The 13,744-nt window shown below is 33.6% G+C and carries 11 protein-coding genes and 1 riboswitch; of the genes, 8 read left to right on the top strand and 3 right to left on the bottom strand.

All coding sequences use genetic code 11. From position 1 onward, the window contains the following. Positions 1 to 19 precede the first annotated feature (19 nt). The 3 genes from mgtE (at position 20) to fabI (ending at position 4,235) form a co-directional block, all read left to right on the top strand. Positions 20 to 1,405: a magnesium transporter gene (gene mgtE / locus HMPREF3239_RS06355; RefSeq protein ID WP_053029688.1), complete on the top strand. Its 1,386-nt coding sequence runs from the start codon at positions 20 to 22 to the stop codon at positions 1,403 to 1,405. A 9-nt stretch (positions 1,406 to 1,414) separates the two neighbouring features. After that, a complete protein-coding gene (locus HMPREF3239_RS06350; RefSeq protein ID WP_053029686.1) occupies positions 1,415 to 3,259 on the top strand; it encodes a monovalent cation:proton antiporter family protein in 1,845 nt (614 codons plus the stop codon). Between the two features lie 205 nt (positions 3,260 to 3,464). Next, positions 3,465 to 4,235, top strand: a complete 771-nt coding sequence (fabI, locus tag HMPREF3239_RS06345; RefSeq protein WP_053029684.1) for an enoyl-ACP reductase FabI — start codon at positions 3,465 to 3,467, stop codon at positions 4,233 to 4,235. A 140-nt stretch (positions 4,236 to 4,375) separates the two neighbouring features. On the opposite strand, the gene cozEa is transcribed toward fabI, so the two are convergent. After that, on the bottom strand, positions 4,376 to 5,461 hold the full coding sequence (gene cozEa / locus HMPREF3239_RS06340) for a lipoteichoic acid biosynthesis protein CozEa (RefSeq protein ID WP_053029682.1): 1,086 nt from the start codon (positions 5,459 to 5,461) through the stop codon (positions 4,376 to 4,378). A 451-nt stretch (positions 5,462 to 5,912) separates the two neighbouring features. On the opposite strand from cozEa, the gene HMPREF3239_RS06335 reads away from it, so the two are divergent. Then, positions 5,913 to 6,674 carry an esterase family protein gene (locus HMPREF3239_RS06335; RefSeq protein ID WP_070855080.1) on the top strand — a complete coding sequence of 254 codons (762 nt, stop codon included), beginning with the start codon at positions 5,913 to 5,915 and terminating at the stop codon, positions 6,672 to 6,674. 179 nt (positions 6,675 to 6,853) lie between these two features. Beyond that, the gene (locus HMPREF3239_RS06330; RefSeq protein WP_053029679.1) at positions 6,854 to 7,363 is read left to right on the top strand and encodes a YjcG family protein; all 510 of its coding nucleotides are present in this window, start codon (positions 6,854 to 6,856) and stop codon (positions 7,361 to 7,363) included. Between the two features lie 76 nt (positions 7,364 to 7,439). On the opposite strand, the gene ltaA is transcribed toward HMPREF3239_RS06330, so the two are convergent. Together ltaA and HMPREF3239_RS06320 are read right to left on the bottom strand one after the other, a co-directional pair. Next, a complete protein-coding gene (ltaA, locus tag HMPREF3239_RS06325) occupies positions 7,440 to 8,636 on the bottom strand; it encodes a lipoteichoic acid biosynthesis MFS flippase LtaA (RefSeq protein ID WP_070855159.1) in 1,197 nt (398 codons plus the stop codon). Further along, positions 8,614 to 9,789: a diglucosyl diacylglycerol synthase gene (locus tag HMPREF3239_RS06320; protein WP_070855079.1), complete on the bottom strand. Its 1,176-nt coding sequence runs from the start codon at positions 9,787 to 9,789 to the stop codon at positions 8,614 to 8,616. The genes ltaA and HMPREF3239_RS06320 overlap by 23 nt, the downstream gene beginning before the upstream one ends. A 391-nt stretch (positions 9,790 to 10,180) precedes the next feature. Between HMPREF3239_RS06320 and HMPREF3239_RS06315 the strand changes: the two genes are divergently transcribed. The 3 genes from HMPREF3239_RS06315 to HMPREF3239_RS06305 are packed head-to-tail and all read left to right on the top strand — an operon-like array spanning position 10,181 to position 13,472. Next, positions 10,181 to 11,665 carry a UDP-N-acetylmuramoyl-L-alanyl-D-glutamate--L-lysine ligase gene (locus tag HMPREF3239_RS06315; RefSeq protein ID WP_070855078.1) on the top strand — a complete coding sequence of 495 codons (1,485 nt, stop codon included), beginning with the start codon at positions 10,181 to 10,183 and terminating at the stop codon, positions 11,663 to 11,665. Further along, positions 11,655 to 11,906: a YueH family protein gene (locus HMPREF3239_RS06310; RefSeq protein ID WP_070855077.1), complete on the top strand. Its 252-nt coding sequence runs from the start codon at positions 11,655 to 11,657 to the stop codon at positions 11,904 to 11,906. The genes HMPREF3239_RS06315 and HMPREF3239_RS06310 overlap by 11 nt, the downstream gene beginning before the upstream one ends. Before the next feature lie 3 nt (positions 11,907 to 11,909). Beyond that, on the top strand, positions 11,910 to 13,472 hold the full coding sequence (locus HMPREF3239_RS06305; RefSeq protein ID WP_070855076.1) for a peptide chain release factor 3: 1,563 nt from the start codon (positions 11,910 to 11,912) through the stop codon (positions 13,470 to 13,472). 128 nt (positions 13,473 to 13,600) lie between these two features. Continuing rightward, a riboswitch (yybP-ykoY riboswitch) is annotated at positions 13,601 to 13,707 on the top strand. Positions 13,708 to 13,744: the final 37 nt, after the last annotated feature.

Raw genomic sequence — 13,744 nt, 5'->3', positions numbered from 1 at the left:
AGATTTGGAGGTGCTGACGTTGTCATTAGAAACAGAAAATAATGACTATAACAATGAGGAAGTCTATAACCAAAATTTGTTAGACGAGTTATTAATACAAGATGATATTGATCGTTTTAGAGAAGAATTTCTAGCAATGCATGAATATGAACAAAGTGAATACTTTGAAGATACAACGAATGAGAACAGACAAAAAATATTTGAATTTTTATCACCACAAGAAGTTGGGGAATTCTTTGAACAATTAGAGATTGATGATGAAGCATATGAGGACCTCTTTGATACGATGAATGCGCATTATGCGAGTAAAGTATTAGAAGAAATGTCTTCCGATAATGCTGTAGATATTTTAAATGAGCTGTCAAAACCGAAAGTAGCTAGCTTGTTAACATTAATGAACCGTGAAGATGCAAATGAAATTAAGCATCTATTACATTACGAAGAAGATACAGCCGGCGGTATTATGACGACGGAATATATTTCGCTTGATGTGAATACACCGGTTAAAGAAGCATTAATGTTAGTAAAAGAACAAGCACCAGATGCCGAAACAATTTATGTTATTTTTGCCGTAAACACGGACGGACAATTAGTTGGTGTATTATCTTTAAGAGATTTAATCGTGGCAGAAAATGATGCTTATATTGAAGATATCATGAGTGAACGTGTCATTAGTGTTAATGTAGCTGATGACCAAGAAGATGTAGCACAAAAGATGAGAGATTATGACTTTATCGCTATGCCAGTTATTGATTATCAACAACATTTATTAGGTATTATTACAATCGATGATATTTTAGATGTCATGGATGAAGAAGCGAGTGAAGACTACTCACGTTTAGCCGGGGTATCTGATATCGACTCTACGAATGATTCTGTTGTCAAAACCGCGACTAAACGACTACCTTGGTTAATCATACTTACATTTTTAGGAATGATTACTGCCACAATATTAGGAAGTTTTGAATCAACATTATCACAAGTTGCGTTGTTAGCAGCATTTATACCAATTATTAGTGGTATGTCTGGGAACTCTGGTACGCAATCATTAGCGGTGTCTGTACGTAATATTTCAACTGGAGAAATTGATGAGCAAAGTAAATTTAAGGTTGCTTTAAGAGAAGCGGGAAGTGGCTTACTATCAGGATTAGTGTGTGCCACTGTCTTATTTATTATCATCGTTGTCATTTATAGACAACCATTTTTAGCTTTAATTGTAGGGGGCAGTCTGACTATTGCGATGACAGTTGGTACATTAGTTGGTTCTATGATTCCATTGTTTATGAATAAATTGAATATTGATCCAGCTGTAGCCAGTGGACCATTTATTACAACGATAAATGATATTGTAAGTATGTTAATTTACTTTGGTTTAGCAACAACATTCATGTCATATTTAACATAGGGGGACAAAATGGAGTTTTTTTCACTAGTTATTGTAGTTCTAGCAGCTTTTTTAACACCAATTATTATCAATAGGCTGAACATCAATTTTTTACCAGTTGTCGTAGCTGAAATTATAATGGGGATTATTATTGGTCAGTCTTTTTTAAATTTAGTACATAAAGATAGTATGCTGAACATATTATCAACTTTAGGGTTTATCTTTTTAATGTTTTTAAGTGGGCTAGAAATTGATTTTAGTACGTTTAAAAAGGATAAAAGAAATCGACAAGGTACTAATAAGCATGAAAAGAATGTACCAAGTCATCTTAACTTAGCCTTAACTGTGTTTGCTTTTATCATGATTATTTCTGTTATATTAGCATACGCGTTCAAATGGTTAGGGCTAGTAGATGATGTCTTGTTAATGATTATTATTATTTCAACGATATCACTAGGTGTTGTCGTACCGACATTGAAAGAAATGAATATCATGCGTACGACCATTGGTCAATTTATATTGTTAGTGGCCGTATTAGCCGATTTAGTGACAATGGTACTGTTAACTATATACGGTGGTATCAATGGTAGTGGTAATGGTTCTGTATGGCTTTCAGCAATTCTGCTTGTCTTTACGGCCATTTTCTATATATTAGGTGTTGTATTTAAGCGTATGAAATTTTTACACCGTTTAATTGGTGGCACAACACAAATTGGTATCAGAGCAATATTTGCCCTTATCATTCTTTTAGTCGCACTTGCTGAAGGGGTAGGCGCTGAATACATACTAGGCGCATTCTTAGCTGGCGTCGTTGTATCTTTACTGAAACCAGACGAAGAATTAGTGCATACGCTCGATTCATTTGGATATGGGTTCTTTATTCCAATCTTCTTTATTATGGTGGGTGTTGATTTAAATATTCCGTCATTAATTAAAGAACCATCACTATTATTAATCATTCCAGTATTAATTATCGCTTTTATTATTTCGAAATTAATTCCAGTTTTCTTTATTCGACGATGGTTTGACAGCAAGACAACAATAGCATCAGCATTTTTATTAACGTCAACACTATCATTAGTCATTGCATCTGCTAAAATTGCAGAACAATTAAATACGATATCTTCTGAAATGTCAGGCATACTTATTTTAAGTGCGATTATTACTTGTGTGTTTGTACCAATTATTTTCAAGAAAATGTTTCCAATTCCGGATGAGGCTAATCGCAAAATTGATATTGCGTTAATAGGTAAGAATCAGTTGACGATTCCAATTGTGCAAAACTTATCACCACATCTTTATAACGTGACCTTATATTATCGTAAAGATTTAGGAGATAAACGTAATTTATCGGATCATATAACTGTGGTTGAAATCGCGCACTATGAGGAACACCTCTTAGAAAGATTAGGATTATTCAATCAAGATATTGTAGTTTGTTCTGCTAACGATGATAGTCTTAACCGAGAAGTCGCTAAATTAGCTAAAGCACATGATGTTAAGCGCGTTATTTGTCGATTAGAAAACAGTAATGAAGATGAAGAAATGAAAGGTGAAGGTATTGAAGTATTCAGTAACTTCATTAGTAATAAAATCTTCTTACAAGGCTTAATCGAAACACCAAATATGTTGAACATTTTAAGCAATGTGGAAACATCATTATATGAAATTGAAATGTTAAATCATCAATATGAAAATATTCAGTTACGTAATTTCCCATTTGGCGGTGACATTATCTTTGTACGAATTATCCGTAACAATGAATCCATCGTTCCTCATGGTGATACACAATTAAGGTATAAAGATAGACTTATCGTAACGGGCTCGAAAGAGTACGTTGATGAATTAAAATCAGATTTAGAGTTTTATTATTGATTTACGAAAATCAAAAACAAACGTGAGGGAGTGGGACAGAGAATTTAAAAAGAATTCTATCCCACTCTCTCATTATATGACCAGGTAATAATATCACTTTATAATTATGAAGCAAAAATGGTAGAATAATAATGTTAGATTAGTCTTCATTGTTTGTACAGTGAGATTAAGATATAAAAAATCGATGATTAAGGAGTTATTTCGAATGATTAACCTTGAAAATAAAACCTTCGTAATTATGGGTATTGCTAATAAACGTAGTATCGGATTTGGCGTTGCAAAGGTATTAGATCAATTAGGGGCTAAACTTGTTTTCACGTATCGTAAAGACCGTAGCCGCAAAGAATTAGAAAAATTATTAGAACAATTAAATCAAGAAGATCCTAAACTATATCAAATTGATGTTCAAAAAGATGAAGATGTAGTCAATGGTTTCGCGAAAATTGGCGAAGAAGTAGGCAATATTGATGGTGTATATCATTCTATCGCTTTTGCTAATATCGAAGATTTACGTGGCCGTTTCTCAGAAACATCAAGAGAAGGTTTCTTACTTGCTCAAGATATCAGCTCTTATTCATTAACAATTGTTGCACATGAAGCGAAGAAATTAATGCCAAATGGTGGTAGTATTGTTGCAACAACATATCTTGGTGGCGAATTTGCTGTTCAAAACTATAACGTTATGGGCGTAGCGAAAGCAAGTTTAGAAGCGAATGTGAAATATTTAGCCTATGATTTAGGTCCAGATAATATTCGTGTCAATGCGATCTCTGCAGGTCCAATTCGTACATTAAGTGCTAAAGGTGTCGGTGGCTTCAATACAATCCTTAAAGAAATTGAAGAACGTGCACCATTAAGACGAAATGTAGATCAAGAAGAAGTAGGTAAAACAGCTGCTTATTTATTAAGTGATTTCTCAAGCGGTGTGACTGGAGAGAACATTCACGTAGATAGTGGTTTCCACGCAATAAAATAATGAATACATTTAATATGGGAGCGGGACAACGAATTTATTTTAAATTCTGTCCCGTTCTCTTTTTTCAAAAAAAGGGAGTAGATTTGAATTCGTAATAAATTCAAACCTACTCCTAAAATATATTATACATTTGTATCAAATTAATCTTTGACGTCGCTATTCGCTTTATCAATAATACGTTGACGATATTTAAAGACATTGCTTGCGAGGGTCTTAAGTACTGCATAAAGAGGGACGGCAATTAAAATAAGTGTAAAGCCACCTAAATCTCCTGCAGCTAAAATAACTACAATGATAGTAAGTGGGTGAATACTCAAAGATTTACCCATAACATTCGGCGTAATGACGTTACCTTCAAGTTGTTGCGCGATTAATGTCACCACACAAACCCAAATAAATGTAGTAGGGCCATCAATTATACCTAGTATGCCTGCAGGTGCAAAAGATAACCATGGTCCTAAGAAAGGAATTAAGTTAGCTACACCGGCAAATAGTACTAATAAAGGTGTGTAAGGTAAGCCTATAATTGTATAACCAATATATAAAATAACCCCTAGGATAACACTTACTGTCACTTGTCCTTGAATGTATGATTTTAAAGTGAAGTTTAAATCTTTCATTAAATCGACTACAAATACTTTACGCTCTCCTTTGAAAAATTTAGCAAGCGCAGGAATAAATTTTTCATGATCTTTTAACATGTAAATTAAGAAGAACGGGACCATGATAAGTAAGAAGACAGTTGAAATAAATGACGTAATGTAAGAGAATGAGTTGGCTAAAATACCTGTCAAACTGTCACTCATTGATTTAACGGCTGAATTAATTCTATCTGTTACGTCACTTGGAAGTTTATCCATTTGAGTAAGTGAGAAATTAACAATCTGTTCAGCCTCTTTTTGTAATGATGGTGCCGCTTTAATTAAGCTGTTCACATTCGAAATAATGATTGGTGCTATAAATGCGACAACGATTGCAATGATAGCAATTAAACCAATAAAGATGGTTGTAATACTTGCCCAACGTGGGAATCCCCACTTTTCAAGAATATTTTGAAAAGGTAAGCAGATATAAAATAAAAATCCGCTAATCATAAATGGAAGAAACACAGAACCAATAATGGTTACAATAGGTGCAAAAACGCTTTGTACTTCCATAAACAATTTAATTAGCACGAACAAGATAATTAGGGCAATACCTGTTCGAAACCAAACTTTGTTAAGCATATGCTTACGTCCTCCTATTTTCATTTGTTCACTATTTATTAAGTATATATCAATTAAGACATGTTAAAAAGGGAAATTTTAACTTCAAGAAATACTCAGAAATGCATCACACCTAAATTTAGATACGTAAACCAAACCTTCAACAAACCTAAAACAACACCACAACTTTCAAATTAAAATACGGTGGGGCCCCAGCACAGAGAATTTCGCAAAGAAATTCCACAAGCAAAGCAAGCTGGGGTGGGCCCCAGCACAGAGAATTTCATAAAGAAATTCCACAAGCAAAGCAAGCTGGGGAAAAGCTTATCCGTATTAAATCGTCTTCTTTCCCTAATAACTATGATTAAATTACCAAATTTCATGAATATGAAACATTTGTTTTTTTCAGAGATTTAAAAGTCATCGTGAACTTGATACAATGAGTATATTCTATTTAGGGGGCGTCAATGTCATGTCGAATTTTAAAGCAGGCAAAATTAATAAACATATCTTACATAGTCATATCTTAGAAAGAGATGTTACATTATCAGTTTATTTGCCTGAAGATTATTCTGAACTATTCAAATATCAAGTCATTATTTGTTTTGACGGGTTAGATTTTTTAAGATTTGGAAGACTTCAACGTGAATATGAACGTTTAAGAAGAGAGGATGAAATTCAACGCGCAATTATTGTCGGTTTCCATTATGAAGATGTTGATAAGCGTCGAGAAGAGTTTCATCCACAAGGAAGTAGAAGTCAGAAGACGATACAAGCCGTAGGTAAAGAGTTACTACCATTTATTGATCATACGTTTCCAACCTATAAAGTAGGAAACGCCAGAATTTTAATGGGTGATAGTCTTGCAGGCAGTATAGCACTATTAACTGCATTAACGTATCCAACCATATTCAGTCAAATTGCAATGCTTAGTCCACATTCAGATGCTACAGTTATAGATAAATTTAATCATTGCTTACAGTATAATGAATTATCTATTTGGCATGCGATAGGGTTAGAAGAGGAAGATTTTGCTTTACCAACAACGGGAGAACGTGCGAACTTTTTAACACCAAATAGAGCGCTTGCAGATGTGATTAAAGATAAGGGTGTGACCTACCATTATTTAGAGTTTGAAGGCGGGCATACTTGGAAATCTCGGAAGCCATTATTACCAGATGTACTAACGTATTTTCTTGGTGATGAAGTAACGGCACCATCAGATGAAGTTTAATTCGTTTTATTAGGAAAAGGGGAATCAAGGGTACAGTGTCGGGTTGTAAAATGATTTTTTGATGATGCGAAATGAAATATTTAATTATTGTAAACCTTTTCAAAAAATTCTGCTAACTAATAACGTAAAATATAGAATTTTGCTATAATGGTAATATGTTAAACAAAGGAGGAATTTAAATGAATATAGGATTAGCATTAATTCCGTCAAAATCATTTCAAGATGAAGTGAACGGTTATCGTAAACGTTATGATACTGAATATGCACGTATCATGCCTCATATCACGATCAAGTCACACTTTGAAATCAATGATGATGAATTAGATTCAGTAAAAGAAGAAGTTAAAAAAAGATTAGAAGGTTTTAAACCAGTTGAAGTACATGCAACAAAAGCTTCAAGTTTTAAACCAACTAACAATGTGATTTATTTTAAAGTTGCTAAAACTGACGAATTAGAACAGCTTTTCAATTTATTTAATACTGAAGATTTTCATGGTGAAGCGGAGCATCCATTTGTACCGCACTTTACAATTGCTCAAGGTTTAACAAGCCAAGAATTTGAAGATATATTTGGTCAAGTAGAATTAGTAGGGGTAGACCTTAAAGAAAATATTGAAGAACTTTCATTGTTACGCTATGACGAGGATGAAGATAAATGGAAAGTGATTGATACTTTCAAATTAGCGTAATTGTAAATAATAAGTAAAATAAAATCTAGTTAATGTACATTGTTTGCACGTTAACTAGATTTTTTAGTGTTTTATATTATATACGATTTACTTTGCCTCGGCGCTTAATAAAATAAATGCCGTAGAAAATAGCCAATATTAAAAAGATCGCGGCAGAAAAGTAAAATGTATTACTTAGCCCGTTAGAAAATTGAGCGATTAAACCACCAAATAAAGGACCAATCATAGAGCCAAAGCCTTGTACGCTGTTAAAGACGCCCCAAGTTTCCTCTTGTTCAGCGGGGTCAATTTGTCCTGCCATAAATGTATTCCATGCTGGTAATAATATACCATACATTAATCCTATAAATATTGCTACGATCCATACGACAACAATATTGGTTACTAGTGATAAACCGAAGATAAATGCTGTAAATAGTAAAAAGCCTACAAAAATAACGGCATACATAAATCCTTTACTATTTTTATCGATAATCTTAGATAAGAATAGCATTGAAATCGCACAACCTGCGCCACCGATAGCAATGGCAACGGTATACTCAATTGTACTAACACCAACTACCTTTGTCGCATATGTTGGTAGTATAGGTAACAACGCTGAGATAGATGCACCTTGTAACAAAATGCCCGGGAATAATACCAAATGGCGTTTCATAACGTTGACAATTTGTCCTAATTGTTCACTCACAGGTTTCGTATTATAATTTGTTAATTTAACGTCAACAAAATAATACAACACCCATGCAATAACTACGACGAGTGACATCATGAATGCAAATCGAGTTGGATGTATTTTAACTAATACATTCATAAACGCCCAACCAACAAGTAAACCTAACAACCAAGAAAAGTAGACATAACCCATTTGTTTACCACGCTGTGCTTCTTCTACACTTGATAACATGATGACCCATATAGGGCTAACTGCAATACCTAGCATGATTGCACTAATAATGATTACTATAGGGTTAGCTGGAAACCAAATGACTAAGAATAAACTCATAAAAGCTAATAAAAATCCTAGGGTTAATACTAGCTTAGTACCAATTTTTTTTAAGAGGAATCCAATGACAAAATTTGTTGCTGCATCGGATATAAAGTGAATTGATAATGCCGCTGATGTTACTGCTACTGCAATCGAAGTAACGGTTGGTAAGTAATTAACGTAACTTAATACATACATACCTCTTGCAAATTCCATTAAGAATAAAATAACGAGCATTATCTTAAAGTTGTTACTAATTCCTTTACTACTTAACGAAGAATTTGGCATACAAAGGTACCTTTCCGTAAATTTCCTGTTGTTGTGATGAACTGTCCAGGATATTTAGTAAATCGGTACATAATCTATAGGTTGAATGATCAACTTTTTCTTCAGTCATTTTATTAGTCATAGCTTGTAATCGTTCTTCATGATTAGTTAAGTCAGAAACAATTTCGATAGCTTCCTCAGGTGTGTTTGCAATTTTTCCGTATGATTTATCTTGGAAATACAATGCGTTTTCAAGTTCTTGACCTGGTGCAGGATTTAAAAATATCATTGGTAAACTACGTGTTAAACCTTCAGAAATTGTAATCCCACCTGGTTTTGTAATCATAATTTGACTTGAAGCCATCCATTCATTCATATGTTTGGTATAACCTAGAATGAGTACGTTATCATATGACTTAAATTGTGCTTCTAAAGTACGTTTTAGTGCTTTACTACGTCCGCAAATCATCACGATTTGTGATTGAGGACTCTTCTTCAGGATACTATCAATCATATAGTCAAATCCTTTAGAAACGCCAAATGCGCCTGCAGACATTAAAATAGTTGGTTTATCAGGATTTAAATGATGCTTTTGTAACCAAACTACTTTATCGATATCAGATTCGAACTTATCAGAAATTGGTATGCCAGTTACTTTGATATCAGAAGCTGGAATACCTGCATTGATAAAATCACGCTTAGTATCTTCAGTAGCGACATAATATCGATGAGAATTAGGCGTTATCCAGTTTTTTTGCAAACGATAATCTGTCATAACCGTTGCAATTGGAATGTTCATGTTAAATTGCTTAGTCAACACTGACATTACTGGTGTAGGGAATGTCAATAAGATTAAGTCTGGCTTTTCTTTAAGCAGCAAATTGATCAATTTATTTAATCCATAATATTTATAAAAACATTTATCTAACTCATCAGGGCGACTATAATAAAAGTTCTTATACATATTTCTAAAATATTTAAAGCTATTGATATACCATTTTTTGCAAATAGAAGTTAAAATTGGATGTGCTTCCATAAACAAGTCATGCTCAATAACTGATAGGTGAGACAAGTTCATTTCGTTAAGTTGATCAACAACACTTTGAGTCACCTGTAAATGTCCGTTTCCAAATGAGCCGGTAATAATCAATATCTTTTTATTTTGAGTAACCATTAATAGTCACCCTCCATTAATTTAAATTTAAAATACACATTAACGTATTTAATGCGAACTGTAATAGCATTAAATACGGATACTCAGTTATCGTATTATATTTATACCCTTTATTAACAGTATAAATTTCATTTATAGTGCATTATAGCATACTAACGAAGTTAACATCATCTTTATATCACTATCCTAGCACTAATATATTTAAATGTATTGAATTGTAGTGATATATATAGGAAATTTTAAAATAATTAACGCTTAATTAATAATTTCTTCACTTTATTGATTCATATATTGAGTGTGAGGTTAAAACTAATATTTTAATGATTATAAATTTATCAACAACTTCAAAACGTGTATAATAAACTTATTGTAAAAAAAGGAGCGATACATTTTGAATGCGAATGAGTTGTTCGAAAAAATACGAGTAAAACAAGTAATAGGTACTTTAGATATAAATGTTACAGATATCACTACAGATTCACGTACCGCAAGTGAAGGAAGTATATTCGTCGCATCAAAAGGTTACACGGTTGATAGCCATAGATTTTGTCAGAATGTTGTAGACCAAGGCGCAAAAGTCATTGTAGTTAATCAACAACAAGACATTAGCGGGAACGTAACGCAAGTTATTGTACCAGATACATTAAGAGTTGCTAGCTTATTAGCGCATACACTATATGACTATCCGAGCCATCAATTAACGACAATTGGTGTAACAGGGACAAATGGTAAAACTTCAATTGCTACGATGATCCATCTCATTTATAGAGGATTAGGCAAAGGTAGTGCATATTTAGGAACGAATGGTTTCCAAATCAACGAATATAAAACTAAAGGTGCAAACACGACACCAGAAACGGTCTCTTTGACTAAAAAGATTAAACAAGCTGTCGATGAAGATGCGGAAGTTATGACTATGGAAGTATCTAGCCACGGCTTATCATTAGGAAGATTAAGAGGCGTTGAATTTGATGTAGCGGTATTCTCTAATTTGACACAAGATCATTTAGATTTCCATGGCACAATGGAAGCTTACGGTCACGCTAAGTCATTATTATTTAGTCAATTAGGAGAAGATTTATCGAAAGAGAAGTATGCCATTGTCAATAATGATGACGCATTCTCTGAGTACTTGATGTCAGTGACACCATATGAAATTTTTACGTATGGTATAGATCACGATGCGCAATTTATGGCTACCAATATTCAAGAATCTTTACAAGGTGTTCAGTTTGATTTTGTTACACCTATTGGTACTTATAATGTTAAAACCCCATATGTAGGTAAATTTAATATTTCAAATATCATGGCTGCCATGATTGCTGTTTGGAGTAAGGGTACGTCAATGGAAGATATTGTTAAGGTGGTTGAAACTTTAGAGCCAGTTGAAGGTCGTTTAGAAGTGCTTGATCCATCGTTACCGATAGATTTAATTATTGACTATGCACATACAGCGGATGGAATGAATAAATTAATAGATGCTGTGAAACCTTTCGTAAAACAGAAATTAATCTTTTTAATTGGTATGGCTGGAGAACGTGACTTAACTAAGACACCTGAAATGGGTGCAGTAGCATGTAGGGCAGATTATGTTATATTCACACCAGATAATCCAGCTAATGACGATCCTAAAATGTTGACAGCTGAACTCGCTAAAGGTGCTACACATGATCATTACATTGAATTTGAGGACAGAGCTGAAGGTATTAGACACGCCATTGATGTGGCCGAACCAGGAGATACAGTCGTATTAGCTTCTAAAGGAAGAGAACCATATCAAATCATGCCTGGACATGTTAAGGTACCTCATAGAGATGATTTAATTGGACTGGAAGCAGCATACAAGAAATTTGGCGGTGGCTCTGGTGAACATTAAACAATTAACTATTAATGGTGAAATTGTTAATGCATATCTATGTATTATTGAAGCAACAGAGCAAATCATGATAGCTATACCTGATGTATTTTGGTCAATAGAACTAGATGTACATATGGATAGTGACGACATTAAAGAAGAATTGATAATGCAACTATTTGCATTTGTAGATGAAGAAGCAGCGATACATATTGCTTCAAATTTAACAAAATGGATTGCGAATGATTTTAAAGGAGATTAATAGATGAGTTTAAAAGAAGAAGTTGAATCAAGAAAGACGTTCGCCATCATCTCTCACCCAGATGCTGGTAAAACGACATTGACTGAAAAGTTATTATATTTTAGTGGTGCTATAAGAGAAGCGGGTACAGTTAAAGGTAAAAAAACAGGGAAATTTGCAACAAGTGACTGGATGAAAGTCGAACAAGAACGTGGTATCTCAGTAACAAGTTCAGTTATGCAATTTGATTATGATGACTACAAAATTAATATTCTAGATACACCAGGACACGAAGACTTCTCAGAAGATACTTACCGAACATTAATGGCAGTGGATAGTGCGGTAATGGTTATTGACTGTGCCAAAGGTATTGAACCGCAAACCTTGAAATTATTTAAAGTATGTAAAATGAGAGGTATTCCGATTTTTACATTTATTAATAAATTAGACCGTGTAGGTAAAGAGCCATTTGAATTATTAGATGAGATTGAAGAAACATTAAACATCGATACGTACCCTATGAATTGGCCAATTGGTATGGGGCAAAATTTCTTTGGTATTATTGACCGTGATTCAAAGTCTATCGAACCTTTTAGAGATGAAGAAAATGTCTTACACTTAAATGATGATTATGAATTACAAGAATCACATCCCATTAGTAATGACAGTGCATTTGCGCAAGCGATTGAAGAATTCATGCTCGTAGAAGAAGCGGGTGAAGACTTTGACAATGATGCGCTATTGAATGGTGAACTGACACCGGTGTTCTTTGGTTCTGCTTTAGCTAACTTTGGTGTACAAAACTTCTTGAATGCCTACGTTGATCATGCACCTATGCCGAATGCACGTCAAACAAATGAAGAAGTTGAAGTAAGTCCTTTCGATGATGAATTTTCTGGATTTATCTTCAAAATACAAGCCAATATGGATCCTAAACATCGTGACAGAATTGCATTTATGCGTGTCGTAAGTGGCGCATTTGAACGTGGTATGGACGTAACTTTACAACGTACGAATAAAAAACAAAAAATCACACGTTCAACATCATTTATGGCTGACGATAAAGAAACAGTGAATCATGCCGTAGCCGGAGATATCATTGGTTTATATGACACAGGTAACTATCAAATTGGAGACACATTAGTTGGTGGTAAACAAAAATATAGTTTCCAAGACTTACCACAATTTACTCCTGAAATATTTATGAAAGTTTCAGCTAAAAACGTAATGAAACAAAAACATTTCCATAAAGGGATTGAACAACTTGTTCAAGAAGGTGCAATCCAATACTATAAAACGCTTCATACGAACCAGATTATTTTAGGTGCCGTAGGACAACTACAATTTGAAGTATTTGAACACCGTATGAAAAATGAATATAATGTTGATGTTGTAATGGAACCTGTCGGTAGAAAAATTGCGCGTTGGATTGAAAATGAAGATGATATTCAAGACAAAATGAACACATCTCGCTCAATATTAGTAAAAGATAGATATGATAATTTTGTCTTCTTATTCGAAAATGAATTTGCAACACGATGGTTCGAAGAAAAATTCCCAGAAATTAAATTGTATAGTCTTTTATAAGCATACGATTGAAAAAGAAGGGTATTAACAACAAGCTCATCTCTTTAAATTTTACAATTTATTGAACGCAAATGGTTTATTTATATGGCGTATGGTGTATAATACACTTAACAAATGAATACCTATGACAATTTGTCAGAGGGGAGTAACTTGAGAATCATCATTACATTTGATGATTAGCACTTTATCGTCATTACGAAGTATGGACTTCCGGTAAAGTGGGCAATTATTTGCTAAGTGAGACCTTTGCTATTATTTAGCATAGGTCTCTT

The sequence above is a fragment of the Staphylococcus sp. HMSC34C02 genome (assembly GCF_001838705.1).
In the GTDB taxonomy this organism is placed as follows: domain Bacteria; phylum Bacillota; class Bacilli; order Staphylococcales; family Staphylococcaceae; genus Staphylococcus; species Staphylococcus borealis.
Note: the sequence above shows the minus strand (reverse complement) of the source record. Positions and strands in the feature narration are given on the sequence as shown.

Coding starts and splice junctions, on each gene's coding strand:
- HMPREF3239_RS06350 (WP_053029686.1), top strand. CDS start 1,415: ATGGAGTTTTTTTCACTAGTTATTGTAGTTCTAGCAGCTTTTTTAACA.
- fabI (WP_053029684.1), top strand. CDS start 3,465: ATGATTAACCTTGAAAATAAAACCTTCGTAATTATGGGTATTGCTAAT.
- cozEa (WP_053029682.1), bottom strand. CDS start 5,461: ATGCTTAACAAAGTTTGGTTTCGAACAGGTATTGCCCTAATTATCTTG.
- HMPREF3239_RS06335 (WP_070855080.1), top strand. CDS start 5,913: ATGTCGAATTTTAAAGCAGGCAAAATTAATAAACATATCTTACATAGT.
- HMPREF3239_RS06330 (WP_053029679.1), top strand. CDS start 6,854: ATGAATATAGGATTAGCATTAATTCCGTCAAAATCATTTCAAGATGAA.
- ltaA (WP_070855159.1), bottom strand. CDS start 8,636: ATGCCAAATTCTTCGTTAAGTAGTAAAGGAATTAGTAACAACTTTAAG.
- HMPREF3239_RS06320 (WP_070855079.1), bottom strand. CDS start 9,789: ATGGTTACTCAAAATAAAAAGATATTGATTATTACCGGCTCATTTGGA.
- HMPREF3239_RS06305 (WP_070855076.1), top strand. CDS start 11,910: ATGAGTTTAAAAGAAGAAGTTGAATCAAGAAAGACGTTCGCCATCATC.